Source organism: Serinibacter arcticus (assembly GCF_003121705.1).
GTDB lineage: Bacteria > Actinomycetota > Actinomycetes > Actinomycetales > Beutenbergiaceae > Litorihabitans.
In genome coordinates this window covers 2060255-2079114 of record NZ_PYHR01000002.1, presented here as the reverse complement: position 1 = coordinate 2079114, position 18860 = coordinate 2060255, and the positions used below count along the sequence as shown (strand labels likewise).

The following is an 18860-nucleotide window of genomic DNA, read 5'->3' as shown; positions in this document are numbered from 1 at the left end:
CCTGTCGCACACAGGGCTCGGGTGTCACGGTCACGGTGAGGACAGATGTCGGCGGAGGGCGCCGGCACCAACGAGAGGTGGAGAAGGTGCAGAGTTCTGGTCTGGCGCGAGGGGGCGCCCGCAGGGGGAGGCCATCGAGGTTCGTCGGTGCAGGTGCAGCAGCACTTGTGGCGTTCCTGGCGATCTCGGGTCTGGTGGTGCCGTCGACGGCGGCGCCGCTGATCGACAGCACGACGTCGGAGTCGTCGAGCACGGCGCCCACCGAGGGCGCGAGCGCGGAGGCGGTCCCGGGTGAGACCGTCACCGAGGAGACCGCTCCCGAGGAGTTCGCTCCCGAGGGTGACGTCACCTGGGAGCGCAGCGCGCCTGCCCTCGGTGGGGTGGAACGGGCCGGCGACGACGCGGGTGCGGTGGCGCCGATGGCCGTGCCGATCCCGGCAGCGAACGAGGCCGTGATCTCCGTGCGCGTGGGCGGCGACCGCCTCGCGAACGGCACGGTGCAGGGACTCGCGGGTGTGACGCTCGCGCTGTGGGGGCCCGGTGGCGCCACGACGGCACCGAGCGCCACCACGGCGAGCCAGGGCGCGGCAGGCGCACGCTACAACCCCGCATGGACCTGGACGACGTGCGTGTCCGACGCCGCCGGTGACTGCAGCTTCGTCGTGCCCATCCGGCCCGGCGCGATCTCTGCCACCGGAGTCCCGCAGGACACCCGGTTCTGGGTGGTCCAGGAAGGGGCGGGTCCCCCGGGCTGGTACTCCAACCCCACGGCTCGCCTCGGTGGCTTCGCCGCGACGCCCGAGTTCTCCTGGGGCTACCGGTTCCGCACCGACACGTTGCTGCGCGCCGGTCAGACCTACCTGTCGACCACGGCGATGCCGACGGGTCTGACGACCGAGCCCGATCGAGGTTTCATGCGGAACCTCGAGGACTCCAACGCCCAGGGAGGCCAGGCGGACAACATCGGCCGCTCCACCGGTGTCTGGAACCAGTCCCGTGCGAACCCGCCGGCGTCGGCCCAGTGCGGTCTCGACGTCGCGATCGTGACGGACACGTCCGGCTCGCTCGGCGCGACGGGAATCGCCGCGGCCAAGGCCGCGATGGACGACTTCGTCGACGCGTTCCGCGGAACCCCGTCGCGCATGTCGGTGTTCTCGTTCTCGACCGTCAGCCCCGGGGGCGGCGCGTCGAACCACCCGGCTCTGCTCCCGGTCGCGACTGCTGCGCAGGCGGCAGCGGTGAAGGCCCAGTACGCGGGTTGGGCCTCGGGTGGCGGCACCAACTGGGACCGCGGGCTCGCTGCCGCGGCTACCTCGGGCAACACCTACGACGTCGTCGTCCTGCTGACCGACGGCAACCCGACGGTCTTCGGGCCGGCCCCGGGCAGCAACGCGAGCGCGTTCAACTCCTTCCAGGACATCGACGCCGGCATCTTCTCGGCCAACCAGCTCAAGGCGACCGGGGCGCGGGTGCTCGCGGTCGGTGTCGGCCCCGCCGTCACCCCCGCCACCGGCGTCAACCTGCGCGCCGTCTCCGGCACGGTCGAGGGATCGGACTACTTCCGGGCCGCCGACTTCGACGCGGCGGCCGAGGTTCTCTCAGCCCTTGCGGACAGCGGGTGCCAGGGCAGCCTCCAGGTCCGCAAGATGATCGTTCCCCAGGGTGGGACGATCGCGCAGGCGACCCCCGCTCCCGCTGGCTGGGAGTTCAACGCCGCCACGTCGGCCACGGGCGTCAGCATCGCCGCCCCGACGTCGGCGACCACGGTCACCGGCGGCGACGGACGCGTGAACTTCGGTCTGCAGTTCGACAACGTGACCTCGGGCACCGTCCAGGTTCTCGAGACGCAGCAGACCGGCTACCAGCTCGTTCCGGTGGGCACGGGCGCGGCCGCTCGCAACGCGGTCTGCACCGATGCCAGCACGGGCGCTCCTGTCGCCGTGACCGACGCAGGTTCGGCGGCGACGCCGGGCTTCACGGTGCTGGGGCAGCGTGACGTGCAGGTCCTGTGCACCATCTACAACACGACGGTCTCGGCCCCCGTGCCCGGCTTCACGCTGACCAAGTCGAGCGATCCGGTCTCGGGCACGTCCGTCCAGGGTGGTGACACGATCACCTACACGGTGACCGGTACCAACACCGGTACGACGGCGCTCGATCCCGTGACGATCACGGACGACCTGTCGGGCGTGCTGGACAACGCGACGCTCACGGGCGCGCCAACCTCCTCGGTCGGGGCTGCCCCGACGGTGACCGGAACCACGCTCACGTGGAACGGCAGCCTGGCCGTCGGTGGTGCCGTCACCCTGACGTACACCGTGACGCTGGACGACGACGTTGCTCCGGGGACGATCGTGAACAACGTCGCCTCGGGTTCGGCCACGCCTCCGGGGCTGCCGCCGATCACGCCGCCGCCGGTGGAGACCGAGCACCCCGTGCCCGGCTTCGAGCTGACCAAGGCCTCGGACCCCGTCTCGGGGACGTCGGTCACGGGTGGCTCGACGATCACCTACACGGTGACCGGTACCAACACCGGTGCCACGGTGCTGGACCCGGTCGTCATCACCGACGACCTCGCCCAGGTGCTGAACAACGCGACCCTGACGGGCACGCCCACCGCCTCGGCGGGTGCTGCTCCGACGGTCGCTGGCACCACGCTGACCTGGAACGGCACGCTTCCCGTCGGTGGCAGCGTCGTCCTGACGTACACGGTGACGCTGGACGACGACGTCGCTCCGGGGACGATCGTGAACAACGTCGCCTCGGGTTCGGCCACGCCTCCGGGGCTGCCGCCGATCACGCCGCCGCCGGTGGAGACCGAGCACCCCGTCCCCGGCCTGTCGGTGACGAAGTCCTCCGACCCGGTCTCGGGCACGCAGGTCCTGCCCGGTGATTCGATCGACTACACCCTGACCTTCACCAACACCGGCGCGACGCCGGTCGCGGTCAACCACCTGGACTCGCTCCTGGGTGCGCTGGACGACGGCACGGTCACCACCGCTCCGACGGCCTCGCCGGCCGGTGCGCTCAACGTGTCCGCCGTCGAGCCCGTCACGGGCTCCTTCACGATCGACGGGACCCTCGCGATCGGCCAGACGGTCACCGTGACCTACACCGTCACCGTGAACGGACCCACGGGTCCGTTCGGTGACGGCAACCTGGTCAACGTGCTCCTCGAGGGCGACGTGCCCCCGACCGAGCCGCCCGGGGCGTGCGAGCCTGCCCTTCCCGGCCAGGTCGCCTGCACCGAGCACCCGATCCCGGGTGAGCTGATCGTGCAGAAGGGGTCGACGCCCCCTCGGGGACCACAGTGGCCCTGGGCTCGACGATCACCTACGCGATCGCGTTCCAGAACGTCGGCGGCCAGGCGGTGTCGGTCGACCACACCGACCACCTGCTCGACGTGCCGGACATGGGCTCGATCACCGGGCAGCCGACCTTCGTCGGTGGCAACGGCTTCGGTCTGGCTCTCTCTCCGGTCACGGGCGGCAACCAGTTCACCGTCTCGGGTGACCTGGCTGCCGGCGCTACCGCCACCGTGATCTACAGCGTCACGCTGGTGGACGAGCTGCCCGAGGGTAGCGACGGCGTCTTCACCAACGTCGTGGTGCCGGGAGACGGTGTGCCCCCGGAGGGTCCCTGCGAGCCGGGCGACCAGCTCTGCACCGAGCACCCGACGCCGCTGGTTCCCGGGTTCGAGCTGACCAAGACCTCCGACCCCGTCTCGGGGACGACGGTCCAGGGCGGCGACACCATCACCTACACGGTGACCGGTACCAACACCGGCGCGACGGTCCTGGACCCGGTCGTGATCACCGACGACCTCGCGCAGGTGCTGAACAACGCGGCCCTGACGGGCACGCCCACCGCCTCGGCGGGAGCCGCACCGACCGTGGCGGGTACGACGCTCACCTGGAACGGCACACTGGCCGTTGGGGCCTCGGTCACGCTGACCTACACGGTGACGCTGAACGAGGACGTGCCTGCTGGCACGATCATCAACAACATCGCCTCGGGCAGTGCGCAGCCGCCGACGACGCCGGAGAACCCGGTGCCGCCGATCACGCCGCCGCCGGTGGAGACCGAGCACCCCGTGCCCGGTTTCGAGTTGACCAAGACCTCCGACCCCGTCTCGGGCTCGTCGGTCACGGGCGGTTCGACGATCACCTACACGGTGACCGGCACCAACACGGGCGCCACGGTCCTGGACCCGGTCGTCATCACGGACGACCTGGCCGAGGTGCTGAACAACGCCGAGCTCACCGGTGCGCCGGTGGCCTCGCTCGGCGGGGCTCCGGTGGTCGAGGGTACGACGATGACGTGGAACGGATCGCTCGCCGTGGGCGAGACGGTCACGATCACCTACACCGTCACGCTGGACGCGGACGTGCCCGCTGGCACGGTCATCAACAACATCGCCTCCGGTTCGGCGACGCCTCCGGGTCTGCCGCCGATCGAGCCGCCTCCGGTGGAGACCGAGCACCCGGTGCCCGGGTTCACCCTCACCAAGACCAGTGACCCGGTCTCGGGCACTGCCGTCCAGGGCGGCTCCACGATCACCTACTCGGTGACCGGCACCAACACCGGCGCGACGGTTCTCGATCCGGTCGTCATCACCGATGACCTGGCCGCGGTGCTGGACAACGCCGAGCTGACGGGCGCGCCGACGGCGTCGCTCGGTTCTGCTCCGGTGCTGGCTGGTACGACGCTCACCTGGAACGGCAGTCTGGCTGCCGGCCAGGCTGTGACGCTCACCTACACCGTCACGCTGGACGCGGACATCCCGGCCGGGACGATCGTGAACAACGTGGCTTCGGGAGAGGGCACGCCTCCGGGTCTGCCGCCGATCACGCCGCCCCCGGTCGAGACCGAGCACCCGGTGCCCGGCTTCGAGTTCACCAAGACCTCCGACCCCGTCTCGGGCTCCACGGTCACCGGTGGCGACACGATCACCTACACGGTCACCGGTACCAACACGGGCGCGACGGTCCTGGAGCCGGTCGTCATCACGGACGAGCTGTCCGCGGTGCTGAACAACGCTGACCTGACGGGTGCTCCGGTCGCGACGGTGAACGGTGAGGCAGCTGCTGCGCCGTCCATCGACGGATCGACGCTCACGTGGACCGGCAGCCTCGCTGTCGGCCAGTCGGTCGCGCTGACCTACACGGTGACGCTGGACGCGGACATCCCGGCAGGGACGATCGTGAACAACATCGCCTCGGGCTCGGCCACGCCCCCGGGTCTGCCTCCGATCACCCCGCCCCGGTGGAGACCGAGCACCCCGTGCCGGGCTTCACGCTGACCAAGACCAGCGATCCCGTCTCGGGCTCCACGGTCACCGGCGGCGACACGATCACCTACACGGTCACGGGCACCAACACCGGCGCCACGGTCCTGGACCCGGTCGTCATCACCGACGACCTGGCCGAGGTGCTGAACAACGCCGAGCTCACCGGCGAGGCCGTCGCCACGATCGGGGACGAGACGGTCGCGGCCCCGGTGCTGGCGGGCACGACGCTCACCTGGACCGGCAGCCTGGCTGTTGGGCAGACGGTGACGGTCACCTACACGGTCACGCTGGACGCGGACGTGCCCGCGGGCACGGTCGTGAACAACGTGGCCTCCGGTTCGGCGACGCCTCCGGGTCTGCCGCCGATCGAGCCGCCTCCGGTGGAGACCGAGCACCCGGTGCCCGGGTTCACGCTGACCAAGACCTCCGACCCCGTCTCGGGTTCGACGGTCGTGGGTGGCGACACCATCACCTACACGGTCACGGGCACCAACACCGGCGCCACGGTCCTGGACCCGGTCGTCATCACCGACGACCTGGCTGCGGTGCTGAACAACGCTGACCTGATTGGCGAGGCCGTGGCCACCATCGGGGACGAGACTGCTCCGGCTCCGGTGCTGGAGGGCACCACGCTGACCTGGACCGGCAGCCTGGCTGTCGGTCAGACGGTGACGGTCACCTACTCGGTGTCGCTGAGCGATGACGTGCCTGCTGGCACGGTCATCAACAACATCGCCTCCGGTTCGGCGACGCCTCCGGGTCTGCCGCCGATCGAGCCGCCTCCGGTGGAGACCGAGCACCCGGTGCCTGGTTTCGAGCTGACCAAGACTGCTGACCCGGTTTCGGGTTCGACGGTTCTGGGTGGCGACACCATCACCTACACGGTGACGGGCACCAACACGGGTGCCACGGTCCTGGATCCGGTCGTCATCACCGACGACCTGTCTGCGGTGCTCGACAACGCGGTGTTCAACTCCGACGCCGTCGCCGTAGTCACCGACCAGGAGGCAGCTCAGCTGGTCCTGGAGGGCACCACGCTCACCTGGAACGGTTCCCTGGCCGTGGGTGAGTCGGTGACGATCACCTACTCGGTGACCGTGAACGCCGACGCCGCCGGCGCGGTGCTCCACAACATCGCCTCGGGTGAGGGCACGCCTCCGGGTCTGCCGCCGATCACTCCGCCGACGGTGGAGACCGAGCACCCGGTGCCCGGCTTCGAGGTCACCAAGACCAGCGACCCCGTCTCGGGGACTGCTGTTCAGGGCGGCCAGACGATCACCTACACGGTGACCGGCACCAACACGGGCGCGACTGTGCTCGATCCGGTCGTCATCACCGACGACATGGCTGCGGTGCTCAACAACGCGGAGTTCAACCCTGACTCCGTCTCCATGGTCAGCGACGATGCTCCCGGGGCCCTGGTGCTCGAGGGCACCACGCTCACGTGGAGCGGTTCCCTCGGGGTCGGTGGGTCGATCACGATCACCTACTCGGTGACCGTGAACGAGGACGCGGCCGGTGTGTTGATCAACAACATCGCCTCGGGTTCGGCCACGCCTCCGGGCGTTCCGCCGATCACTCCGCCGCCGGTGGAGACCGAGCACCCGGTGCCGCCGGGGCCCACGCCTCCGGTCACGCCGCCGTCGCCGCCCGTCACGCCGCCGGTGACCCCGCCGGCGACGCCGACCAAGCCCACCCCGCCGCTGGCCCACACGGGTGCCGCCATCACGACGGCCGCCGTCGCGGCGCTCCTGCTGACGGGGCTCGGTGGCGGACTCCTGGTGGCGCGACGTCGCCGCCGCGGGGAGGTGTGAGCCGACCCGGCTGACAGGAGGAGACCGAGAGGACGTCGGCCCGCGTGACGAATGATCGTCACGCGGGCCGACGTCGTTCCACATCCTCGGGGCGGCCGAGTCTCAGAGCGGCGGCGCACCAGGGTCGTCGACCTCGAAGATCGCCCGCGCGTGCCGGTCCTCGAGCGCCTCGAGCCCGGCCCAGCCGGCGTCGTCGTCCACGTGCGGCAGCTCGCCGTGCCGGAGCAGACCCTCGTGGTGGGAGAGCATCTGCGCGAGGCGCTCGGGACGGACGCGCGCCGAACGGGGGCGGTGGGTGACGCGCGGCGGCACCGCGACGCCGTTGCGGTAGCGGATGACGACACCGTCGGGACCGGATCGCAGCTCCTGACCGAGACGCGTGCGCCAGACCGTGGTGCCGTCGGGGAGGCGCTGGATGCGGAAGCGACCGTGCGTCTTGAGCCGGTGGTCCCGTCGGCAGAGGGTGTGCAGGTTCTCGCCCGACGTCGGGCCCGTCGGCCACGGGATGACGTGATCGACGTCGTCGGAAGCCGTGGGCACGTGGCAGCCGGGAACGACGCACGTCTGGTCGCGCAGGCGGACCCAGGTGTCGAGCTCGGCGGTGGGGCGGTAGGCTTCGGTCGGTGGTGGCGGGGACTCGTCCTGAGCGACGGGTTCGTCCACCCGGAGCCAGCGGGGTCCGTCCATCAGCTCCCTGGCCATCGCCGGCGGGATCGCGCCGTAGCCGACGAGCTCCGGGGCGTCGATCCCGGGTCGGTGGGTGAGGTGGGGCTCCCGGTCGACGAATGGATCGTCGCCGGGGTCGAGATCGGCGCGCCGACGCCCACCCGACTCGGAGCCCTCGTCCTCGGGCTCGGTCCAGAGGTCGCGCTCCACGACGCTGACGGCGGACACGGGGGAGGGGCGACCTTCCTGGACGGCACGGGTCGCGACGACCCTGACGATCGCCGTCCGACCGGAGAAGCGGACGGTGCCGGTCGGCAGGGCGACCTCGCCGGCATCGAGCGCGTTCGCGCCGAGGGCGGCCAGGACGTCGGCACGCAGCTGCTCGAGGGTGCGTCCGTCACCGGCGGCACGAGCGGCCCGCGCCGCGGCCTCGCAGGCCTGGGCGAGCGCCACCGCCGCCGGCGCCGGGAGGACGGCGCTGAACAGGGCCTGGCCGTCGGGGAGCGGGCGGACGGCGTTCACCCGACGCTTCCGGGTGGCGCGCTCCGTCCGCTCACCCGCACGATCGGGATCGACCTGGATCAGGAGTCCCTGGACCCGACGGCGGAGGGCGGCATGGTCGAGCTCGCTCGCGACGGGCAGGACCTCGTCGCAGACCGCGATCGCGACCTCCACCGACTGCTCGCCGAGCATCTCCGTCAGGATCCGGGACTTGCCCGCGTCGATCCACCCGGCGTCGAGGGCCTCGTGCACGGGCCACAGGGTGGAGGTGAGCGCGCGGCCCTCGTCGATGAGCTGCTGGCCGCGACGGCGCGAGACGCCGAGACGGAATCGGAGCTCGTCGGCCGCATCCTCCAGCGGGCGGCCGTCGGGGTAGACGAACGTGGGGGAGTTCGACTCCCGGCGGGACAGGGCCGCGGCCCAGGAGCGCACCATCGACTCCGCGTGCGCGACCTGGCGCGACCAGGCGGCGACGACCTCGAGGACCTCGGCGTCGGTCAGGTCGCCGCCGCCCTCCCGGGCCAGCGAGGTGAGCGACTCCAGGGCGGCGAGGTGCGGAAGTCCGACGGGGGCGGACGGGGCGAGTGCGCTGCCCAGGTGATCGGGACGGATCGTCGGAACGTCGAGGTCGTGGGGCGCTCGCCCGGTGAAGCCGAGGCGGGCGTCGCGAGAGCGCCCAGGGGGTTTCCCCCGCGACCCTCGCGAACCGTCTCCGTCATCGAACATGTGTACGATTTTAGCAGCAGGGAGGCGGAGGTCAAGGGTGTGAGGCAGTGCTCGAGCATGGTGAAAGCCGTTCGTCGCCATCTGGCGGCGACGGATTCGGACCGAGGGTCCGATCGATCGCCGCGCGGTGTGAGGGGTGTGTGGTGCCGACACTCGACGACGGGTGAGCGATGACGTGGGCTCGCCCTCCGAGGAGGCCAGACGGTCCCCTCACGCAGAACTCACCGAACACGCACGACGATGCGCGTCGGCGGCCGGGTCGTCTCAAGGGGTAGGCCTCCGGGGTAGTCCCGAAAAGTCGCCTGTGAAGCGCGCCACATCGCGCAGAGAAGCGGCGAAAGGCTCGTTTTCCGCACGGTTTGGGGCAATCCGGATCGCAGCCGGGGGGTGCGGACGGCCGATCCAGGGCAAACCAGCCCGTGAACTCGCGCTGCAACGGTTCTGACGCGTTGTTAGCGTGAACGCGATCAGGGGTCGCCACATCGATACGAGGGCAGAAGTAGATGAGAGCTGGGCACGTTCAGGGAGCAGCAGGACAACGTGGCAAGGGGCGATTCCGGCGGTTGATGGCGTCCCTCGCCACCACCGCCGTCGTGGCCGCAGGGCTGGTGAGCACGACCGCCGCACCGGCCGCTGCCGCCCCGGCCCTGAAGTGCCTCAACACCATCTACGTCACCTCGAGCGCGGGGACGATCCGTGAGGTCGACCTGACCACGCGCTCCCTCGTGACCGCCCAGCCCTATGCGGCTCTTCCCACGGGCTCCGGAACCACCCCGAACCAGATCGGCATCGGCGCCGGTGGCGCGATCGCGATGCACGGCACCTCGAACTCGATCGTCCGCTACACGCCGGCGCTCGACCAGACCACCGTCATCGCCAAGCCGTCCGGCGTCGGCGCCGGCACCGTCGGTGCCGTCAACCCGCTGAACGGCCTGTTCTACTACGGCGCCTACACCGGCAACACCCTCAACCTCTACGTCTACAACCCGGCGTCCACGACCTCGACCCCCGGCATCGTCGCGGCGGTCACCGTCAACAACGCGCCCGGCGCGAACGGCGACATCGCGTTCGACGAGGCCGGTCGCCTCTACATCGTCGCGGGCGATGGCGCCACGCCGTTCCAGGCCGCGCTCTACCGCGCGAACGGGACGATCCCGACGACACCGTCCACGCCAGCGGCCACCTTGACCTCGACCGAGATCTCGCGTGGAAACAACACGGGTGGCACCAACGGCATCGCGTTCGCCTCCGACGGCTACCTGTACATCAGCACCGGCACGGCCATCCGCCAGCTGAACCCGATCACGGGCGCCACCGTCGGCACCGACATCTCCCTCCCGGGTGCGGGCATCACCGACCTCGGCACCTGCGCCGGCCCGTCCACCGTGACGGTCGGCGGTACCTTCCCGAGCGGTCAGGCCAACCCGAACGACGGTTTCACGGTCGGCGCCGGCGGCAACGACTACACCGGCGGCGGCGGGACCGGCACCGTGCCGTTCCCCACGAGCCCCACGGGCCCCGGGGCACCCCCGCCACGACGGCGCCGGGCATCATGATCCCTGGTCAGACCTACCAGGTCGTCCAGACCCCGATCGGCACCACCAACCCGAACAACTACGTCACGACGTACGAGTGCCGGGCCCTGGACGGGACGCTGATCTCCAGCGGCAACGGCAGCCCGGGGACGGTGACGATCCCCACGGGCACGGACGGTGCCTCGATCACCTGCACCTTCCGCAACGACCTGCCCGTGCCGTCGATCGATCTGACCAAGACGGTCTCGCCGACGTCGTTCTCGCTCCCCGGCACGGTGCTGACCTACACGTTCGCGATCCGCAACACCGGCAACACGGTGCTCAACAACCTGACCGTCGCGGACACGATGCCCGGCCTGTCCGGCATCACCTGCTCGCCGGCGCTCGGCGGCACGCTGCAGCCGAACGGCACGGCCACGTGCTCCGCGACCTACACGGTCACGGCCACCGACGTGCTCGCGGCGTCGCCCAAGGTCAACAACGCCACGGCGGGCGGCACGCCGCCGACCGGCCAGGGCGTCACCGTCACCGACGGCGGCACGGCCACCGCAACCTTCGTCGCCACGCCGCCCACCGCCGTGAACGACAGCGGTGCCGCGGCGTTCAACCAGAACGTCACCGTCGCCGGAAGCACCAACGACGCCCCCGGCAACGGGACGATCATCCACGCACTCACGGTCTTCACCGCTCCCGGCGCCACCAACGGCGGCAAGACGCTGACCACCGCCCAGGGCACCTGGAACATCCAGCCCAACGGCACGGCCGTCTTCACCCCGGTCCCGGGCTACGTCGGCACCACGCCCCCGCGCAGTACCGCATCACGGACAGCAACGGCCAGACGGCCACCGCGAACGTGACCGCCACGCTCCGCCCCGGTCCGGTCGCCGCGCCCGACACCGCCACGACCAACCAGGACGTGACCGTCGCGCTCCCCGTGCTCGACAACGACACGGCCGGTCAGACGGCCGCGGGCGGCGTCGGCACCAAGGACGTCACCTCCGTGATCTTCCCGACGACGGGCCAGCCCGCCGGCGCCACGATCACCGACGACGGCCGCACGCTGACCGTCCCCGGCCAGGGCGTCTACACGGCGAACCCGACCACCGGCGTCGTCAGCTTCGACCCGGAGCCCACGTTCACCGGCGAGACGAGCCCGGTGACCTACTCCTTCGCGGACGGCTCCGGCAACCGCGCGCAGTCCACGATCACCGTCACGGTCGCCCCGGTGAACCCGGTCGCGATCGACGACGCGACGATCACCGTCTTCGGCACCGCCGTCACGCTCGCGGGCAGCACCAACGACGTCCCGGGTCCGGGCGGGGCCATCCAGCCCGGACTGACGGTCTTCACGTCCGACGAGGCCACCAACGGTGGCAAGTCGCTCGTCACGCCCGAGGGCACCTGGGAGATCCAGCCCGGCGGTGAGGTCCGCTTCGACCCGGCCCCCGGGTACGTCGGCACCACCCCCACGGTGGAGTACCAGATCACCGACGCCAACGGCCAGACCGACACCGCGACCCTCCAGGTCACGGTGCGCCCCGGCCCGAGCGCCGTCCCCGACACGGCCACCACGCCGCAGAACGTCACCGTCAGCTTCCCGATCCTCGACGACGACACGGCCGGCCTCAGGGTCGACGGCAGCGAGGGCGCGCTCGACCCGGCCTCGGTGGCCTTCCAGACCACCGGCCTGCCCGCCGGGTCGGAGACCTCGAACGACGGCCGCACGCTCACGGTCCCGGGTGAGGGTGTCTACACCTGGGACCCGGCCACCGAGCTGGTGAGCTTCGACCCCGAGCCCGCCTTCACCGGCGTCGCCAGCCCGGTCTTCTACACCGTCCTGGACCAGGAGGGGAACGTCGCGTCGACCACCATCACGGTGACCGTCACCGCCATCACCCCGACGGCGACCGACAACTCCGCGAAGACGCCGGCGGCGACGCCGGTGACGCTCGACCCGGCTGCCGACGACGTCGCGGGCGCCGACTCGGCCCCGATCGACCCGACGACGGTCCGGTTCACCTCTCCCGCCGCGACGGGCGGCGGCACGAGCCTCGTCGTCGACGGCGAGGGCACGTGGACGGTCGATGCCGCCGGCATCGTCACCTTCACCCCCGAGGCCGACTTCGCCGGCACCACGACGCCGGTGGAGTACTCGGTCGCCGACACCAACGGCACGACGGCGACGGCGGACCTCACGGTCGTCGTCGGCACCGCCCCGGTGGCCACGCCGGACTCGGCCACGACGCCGCAGAACACGAACGTCACGCTGCCCGTCCTGACGAACGACGTCGCCGGCGACCAGGGCAACGCGTGCGAGCCGGGTGAGACCGACGTCCCCGTCGGCTGTGACACCGGAACGCTGGACGCCGGCTCCGTCGTCTTCCCGACCGACGGTCAGCCCGACGGCGCCGTCGTCTCCGACGACGGCAAGACGCTCACCGTCCCGGGCGAGGGCGTCTACACGATCGACCCGACCACGGGCGACGTGACGTTCGACCCCGAGGCCGCCTTCACCGGCGCGACCTCGCCGGTCACCTACGCGGTCACGGACTCCTACGAGAACGTCGCCACCGCCACGGTCGTCGTCACGGTCCTCGCGATCGTCCCGACCGCCGTCGACGACCAGCTGCCGACCGCGTTCAACACCCCGGTGGCCCTGCCGGGCTCGACGAACGACGTCCCCGGCACGGTCGGCGGCGTCACGCCGGCGATCGACGACGCCGCGACGATCTTCCCGACCGACGGCCAGCCCGCCGGCGCGGTCGTCTCGGCCGACGGCAAGACGATCACGGTCGACGGCGAGGGCGCCTACGTCATCGCCGCTGACGGCACCGTGACGTTCACGCCCGTCGACGGCTACTCCGGCACCACCACGCCGGTCACGTACCGCATCACCGACGTCAACGGCACGACGGACGACGGCGCGCTCAGCGTCGTCGTGCGCCCCGGCCCGGTCGCGGCCACCGTCCCGGGCGAGACGCTCCAGGGCGTCGACCTCACCGTCGACCCGAAGGCGGGCGCCACCCCCGGCACGAACGCTGACGGCACCCCCGGCACCTTCGACGACGAGCTCACGGTCTTCCCGACCGAGGGTCAGCCGGACGGCGCCGTGGTCTCCGACGACGGCAAGACCCTGACGGTCCCGGGCGAGGGCGTCTACACGATCAACCCCGACGGGTCGGTCACCTTCTCGCCCGAGCCGACGTTCTCCGGCCCCGCGACCCCGGTCGCGGTCCAGCTCACGGACAACAACGGCAACCCGGCCACGTCCACGGTCGCGATCGTCGTCACGGCGGTCGTCCCGGTCGCCGCCAGCGACGCGGCGAGCACGCCGTTCGCGACGCCGGTGACGTTCCCGTTCGCGGCGAACGACACCCCGGGCAGCGACCTGATCCCGATCGACGCCGCCAGCGGCACGTTCGAGGCGGCCGACCTGCCCGAGGACTCGGACTGGACCATCGCCGACGGCGGGAAGACCCTCACGGTCCCCGGCGAGGGCGTGTGGACCCTGAACGACGACGGCACGGTCACCTTCGCGCCCGAGGCCACGTTCAGCGGTGACACCACCCCCGTGACCTACACGGTGCGCGACACCAACGGCACGCCGACCACGGCCGAGCTCACCGTCACGGTGCAGGCCGGTCCGGCTGCCGAGGCCGACGTCAACTCGACGCCGCAGAACGTCACGGTCGTCACCGACGTGCTGGGCAACGACACCCCCGGTCTGAACGCCGACGGGTCCTCGGGCACCTGGCTGCTGGACTCGGTGGTCTTCCCGATCGAGGGTCAGCCGGAGGGCGCCACCATCTCCGACGACGGTCGCACGCTGACCGTCCCGGGCGAGGGCGTCTACACGGTCGTGCTGGACGGCGACCAGGCCGGTCAGATCACCTTCGACCCCGAGCCGGCCTTCCGCGGCGTCGCGACGCCGGTGACCTACTCGGTCACCGACAGCCTCGGCAACGCGGCCACCGCTCTCCTGACCATCACGGTCGAGGGCATCGACCCGACGGCGACGCCGGACGCCGCGACCACGCCGTTCAACACCCCGGTCACCCTCGCGGGGCCACGAACGACTCCCCGGGCGCGGACACCGCACCCCTGGTCCCGGAGTCCACGGTGTTCCCGGTCGAGGGTCAGCCCGCCGACGCCGTCGTCTCCGACGAGGGCAGGACGCTCACCGTCCCGGGTGAGGGCGTCTACGTCCTCGCCGACGACGGCTCGGTCACCTTCACGCCGGAGCCCGGCTTCACGGGCACGACGACGCCGGTGATCTACCAGATCGTCGACACCAACGGCACGACGGACACCGCGGAGCTCACCGTCACGGTGCAGGCCGGTCCGGCTGCCGAGGCCGACGTCAACTCGACGCCGCAGAACGTCACGGTCGTCACCGACGTGCTGGGCAACGACACCCCCGGTCTGAACGCCGACGGGTCCTCGGGCACCTGGCTGCTGGACTCGGTGGTCTTCCCGATCGAGGGTCAGCCGGAGGGCGCCACCGTCTCCGACGACGGTCGCACGCTGACCGTCCCGGGCGAGGGCGTCTACACGGTCGTGCTGGACGGCGACCAGGCCGGTCAGATCTCCTTCGACCCCGAGCCGGCCTTCCGCGGCGTCGCGACGCCGGTGACCTACTCGGTCACCGACAGCCTCGGCAACGCGGCCACCGCCACGCTGACCATCACGGTCGAGGGCATCGACCCGGTCGTCGTGCCGGACGTCGCGAACACGCCGTTCAACACGCCCGTGACGCTGCCCGGCGCCATCAACGACACGCCCGGCGCCGCCACGGCCCCGATCGTCGCGGAGGACACCGTCTTCCCGGCCGACGGTCAGCCGGAGGGCGCCGAGCTGTCCGACGACGGCACGACCCTCACGGTCCCCGGTCAGGGCACCTGGACGGTCAACCCCTCGGGGACGATCACGTTCACCCCGGAGCCCGGTTTCGTCGGCCCGACGACGCCGATCACCTACCAGATCGTCGACACCAACGGGACGACGGCGACCGGCCCCGCCACGGTGACGGTCCGCCCCGGCCCGGTGGCGACGCCCGACAGCGACACCACGCCGCAGAACGTCGACGTGACGGTCGTGGTGCTCGGCAACGACACCCCCGGCCTGAACGCCGACGGCACACTCGGCACCTGGATCCCCACCTCGGTGGTGTTCCCGACCGAGGGTCAGCCGGAGGGCGCGATCGTCGACGACGGTGGCAAGCAGCTCACGGTCCCGGGCGAGGGCGTCTACACGGCGGCCGAGAACGGCGAGATCACGTTCGACCCCGAGCCGGCCTTCCGCGGTGAGGCGCAGCCCGTGACCTACACGGCCACGGACAGCCTCGGCAACCCCGCCTCGGCCACGCTGACCATCACGGTCGACGGGATCGACCCGGTCGCGACGGACGACGCCGCGAGCACGCCGTTCAACACCCCGGTGAACCTGTCGGGTCTGCTGAACGACGCGGCGGGCGCCGACTCGGCCCCGCTGGTCCCGGCCCTCACGGTCTTCCCGATCGAGGGTCAGCCGGCCGGTGCCGTGGTCAGCGACGAGGGCAAGACGCTCACGGTCGAGGGTGAGGGCGTCTACGCCGTCAACCCCGACGGCAGCGTGACCTTCACGCCCGCCGACGGCTTCGAGGGCACGACGGCACCGGTGACCTACCAGATCACCGACGCCAACGGCACGACCGACACCGCCACCCTGACCGTCACGGTCCAGGACGGTCCGGTCGCCGCCGACGACACCGCGGTCACGCCGCAGAACGTCACCGTCACGATCCCTGTCCTGACGAACGACTCGCCCGGCCTGCAGGCCGACGGCGAGCCGGGCGCCTGGGACGCCTCCTCGGTCGTCTTCCCGACGGAGGGTCAGCCCGAGGGCGCGACCGTCTCGGACGACGGAAAGGCGCTCACCGTCCCCGGCGAGGGCGTCTACACGATCGACGCCGACGGCGTCGTGACGTTCGACCCGGAGCCCACGTTCCGCGGCGAGACCACGCCCGTGCTGTACGCGGTCACGGACTCGCTCGGCAACCCGGTCCAGGCCGCCATCACGGTGACCGTGACGCCGATCGACCCGATCGCCGTCGACGACACCGCGAACACGGCGTATCTCACCCCGGTCACGGTCGCCGTCGGCGACAACGACGCGGCCGGCGCCGACACCGCCCCGCTCGTCCCCGGGTCCACGGTCTTCCCGACCGAGGGCCAGCCGGAGGGCTCCGAGCTCTCCGACGACGGCAAGACGATCACGGTGCCCGGTCAGGGCACCTGGACGGTCGAGGAGAACGGTGACATCACGTTCACGCCGGAGCCCGGCTTCGACGGCGTCACCCTCCCGGTGACGTACGAGGTCCGCGACTCCAACGGCACGCCCGCCACCGCCACGGTGACGGTCACGGTCCGCCCCGGTCCGGTCGCCTCGGCCGACACCGCCACGACGCCGCAGAACGTCAACGTGACGGTCGACGTCATCGCCAACGACATCCCCGGCCAGAACGCCGACGGTTCCGCGGGCGACCTCGACCCGACCTCGGTCGTCTTCCCGGTCGAGGGTCAGCCCGCGGGCGCCGAGGTCTCGGAGGACGGCAAGCAGCTCACCGTCCCGGGTGTCGGTGTCTACACGGTCGACCCCGAGACGGGTGTGATCACGTTCGACCCCGAGCCCGGCTTCCGCGGCGAGGCCCCGGCCGTGACGTACGCCGTCACGGACAGCCTCGGCAACACCGCCACGGCGCCGCTCACGATCACCGTCACGGGGATCGACCCGGTCGCGACGCCGGACACCGGCGCCACGCCGTACCTCACGCCGGTCACCGTCCCGGTGATCGCCAACGACACCCCGGGTGCGGACACCGCCCCCCTGGTGCCGGAGTCGGTGCGGTTCCCGGTCGAGGGTCAGCCGGAGGGTGCGGAGCTGTCCGAGGACGGCCTCACGCTCACGGTCCCCGGCCAGGGTGTCTGGACGGCCAACCCCGACGGCAGCGTCACCTTCACCCCGGAGCCCGGCTTCGTCGGTGACACCACCCCGGTGACGTACGAGGTCAGCGACGCCAACGGCACGCCCGTCACCTCCACGGTGACGGTCACGGTGCAGCCCGCCCCGATCGCCAACCCGGACACCGGTGCCGGCGGTCAGGGTCTGCCCGTGGTGATCGACCCGCTCGGCAACGACGTGGCCGGTCCGAACGCCGACGGCACCGCCGGCGCGCTCGACCCGACCTCGGTCGTCTTCCCGGCCGAGGGTCAGCCCGAGGGTGCCGAGGTCTCGGAGGACGGCAAGACGCTCGTCGTCCCCGGCGTCGGGACCTACGTGATCGACCCGGTCACCGGTGCGATCACCTTCACGCCGGAGCCGACCTTCGTCGGCACGACGCCGCCGGTCACCTACGAGGTGACCGACAGCCACGGCAACCCGGCCACCTCCACGGTGGTCGTGGTGATCGGTGCGATCACGCCGGGTGCGACGGACGACCGCGCGACCACGCCGTACAACGCCCCCGTCACGATCGACGTGCTGGCCAACGACACCGCGGGCTCGCCCGAGGTGCCGCTCGACCCGACGTCGCTCAAGCTCGTCGACGGTTCCGGTGCACTGGTGGACCGCCTCGAGGTTCCGGGCCAGGGCGTCTGGACGGTCGTGGACGGCCGCCTGGTGTTCACGCCGGCCGACGGGTTCACGGGCGTCACGACGCCGGTGACCTACTCGGTCGCCGACGCCAACGGCACGCGGGTCACCGCCGTCGCCGTCGTCGAGGTGCTGACGACGGGTGCGGCGACCGACGACAAGGCGTCCACGCCGGGCAACACCTCCGTCACCGTTCCGGTGCTCGAGAACGACTTCCCCGGTCAGGGCGAGACGCTCGACCCGGGCACGGTCTGCGTGGTCGTCCCGGGAACGGACAACTGCGTCAAGCAGCACACGACGGACGGCGTCGGCACCTGGGTGGTCAACCCCGACGGGACGATCACCTTCACGCCGGCGACCGGCTTCAGCGGCGACGCGAGCATCACCTACCGCGTCAGCGACACGAACGGCGTGGTCTACAGCGCCACGCTGACCATCAGCGTCGCTCCGGTCCCGCCGCTGCCCGTCACGGGCACCACGGTGCTCGGGCTGCTCGCCGGGGCCCTGGTGCTCCTGCTCGGTGGCCGCGCGCTGATGGTGACGGCTCGCCGTCGCCGCGGTGACGTCAGCGGGATGATCGCCTGACGATCACGGCTGCGGGTGGGGGAGACCCCGCCCGCAGCCGGAACGCCCCGGGGCCCGCCATCCACGTGGATGGCGGGCCCCGGGGCGTTCCGGCGTTCTGGGGTGCTCGGGTCG

7 protein-coding genes and 1 pseudogene are annotated in these 18860 nt (G+C 71.6%); 7 read left to right on the top strand and 1 reads right to left on the bottom strand.

The genetic code is table 11. The features are described 5' to 3' along the window. The first annotated feature begins 167 nt into the window (after positions 1 to 167). From C8046_RS09485 to C8046_RS09475, 3 genes are read left to right on the top strand one after another with little or no spacing between them, the layout of a single operon-like run. Positions 168 to 3542, top strand: coding sequence for a DUF7507 domain-containing protein (locus C8046_RS09485; protein ID WP_158277186.1), 3375 nt, complete (start codon positions 168 to 170; stop codon positions 3540 to 3542). Then, positions 3539 to 5302, top strand: coding sequence for an isopeptide-forming domain-containing fimbrial protein (locus tag C8046_RS19375; protein WP_235866451.1), 1764 nt, complete (start codon positions 3539 to 3541; stop codon positions 5300 to 5302). The genes C8046_RS09485 and C8046_RS19375 overlap by 4 nt, the downstream gene beginning before the upstream one ends. Continuing rightward, entirely contained in the window at positions 5266 to 7104 is a 1839-nt protein-coding gene (locus tag C8046_RS09475; protein ID WP_146197118.1) for an isopeptide-forming domain-containing fimbrial protein, read from the top strand. The genes C8046_RS19375 and C8046_RS09475 overlap by 37 nt, the downstream gene beginning before the upstream one ends. A 102-nt stretch (positions 7105 to 7206) precedes the next feature. Here the strand turns inward: C8046_RS09475 and C8046_RS09470 are convergent, their stop codons facing one another. Further along, positions 7207 to 8997 (bottom strand): HNH endonuclease signature motif containing protein, encoded by a 1791-nt coding sequence (locus tag C8046_RS09470; protein WP_158277185.1) that lies wholly within the window; start codon positions 8995 to 8997, stop codon positions 7207 to 7209. A gap of 566 nt (positions 8998 to 9563) precedes the next feature. Between C8046_RS09470 and C8046_RS09465 the strand changes: the two genes are divergently transcribed. The 4 genes and pseudogenes from C8046_RS09465 (at position 9564) to C8046_RS09455 (ending at position 18746) form a co-directional block, all read left to right on the top strand. Next, the gene (locus tag C8046_RS09465; RefSeq protein ID WP_109229224.1) at positions 9564 to 10553 is read left to right on the top strand and encodes a hypothetical protein; all 990 of its coding nucleotides are present in this window, start codon (positions 9564 to 9566) and stop codon (positions 10551 to 10553) included. Then, a complete protein-coding gene (locus C8046_RS18085; RefSeq protein ID WP_146197117.1) occupies positions 10550 to 11389 on the top strand; it encodes a DUF7507 domain-containing protein in 840 nt (279 codons plus the stop codon). Before C8046_RS09465 ends, C8046_RS18085 begins: the two co-directional genes overlap by 4 nt. Beyond that, positions 11386 to 14514: pseudogene (locus tag C8046_RS19370) on the top strand (Ig-like domain-containing protein); the annotation flags it as partial. The gene C8046_RS18085 and the pseudogene C8046_RS19370, both read left to right, overlap by 4 nt. Before the next feature lie 137 nt (positions 14515 to 14651). Continuing rightward, positions 14652 to 18746 carry an Ig-like domain-containing protein gene (locus tag C8046_RS09455; RefSeq protein WP_109229222.1) on the top strand — a complete coding sequence of 1365 codons (4095 nt, stop codon included), beginning with the start codon at positions 14652 to 14654 and terminating at the stop codon, positions 18744 to 18746. Positions 18747 to 18860: the final 114 nt, after the last annotated feature.

What these genes read in the sequence shown, in the direction of transcription:
- C8046_RS09470 (WP_158277185.1), bottom strand. Translation starts at nt 8,997, where the DNA reads ATGTTCGATGACGGAGACGGTTCGCGAGGGTCGCGGGGGAAACCCCCT.
- C8046_RS09465 (WP_109229224.1), top strand. Translation starts at nt 9,564, where the DNA reads ATGGCGTCCCTCGCCACCACCGCCGTCGTGGCCGCAGGGCTGGTGAGC.
- C8046_RS18085 (WP_146197117.1), top strand. Translation starts at nt 10,550, where the DNA reads ATGATCCCTGGTCAGACCTACCAGGTCGTCCAGACCCCGATCGGCACC.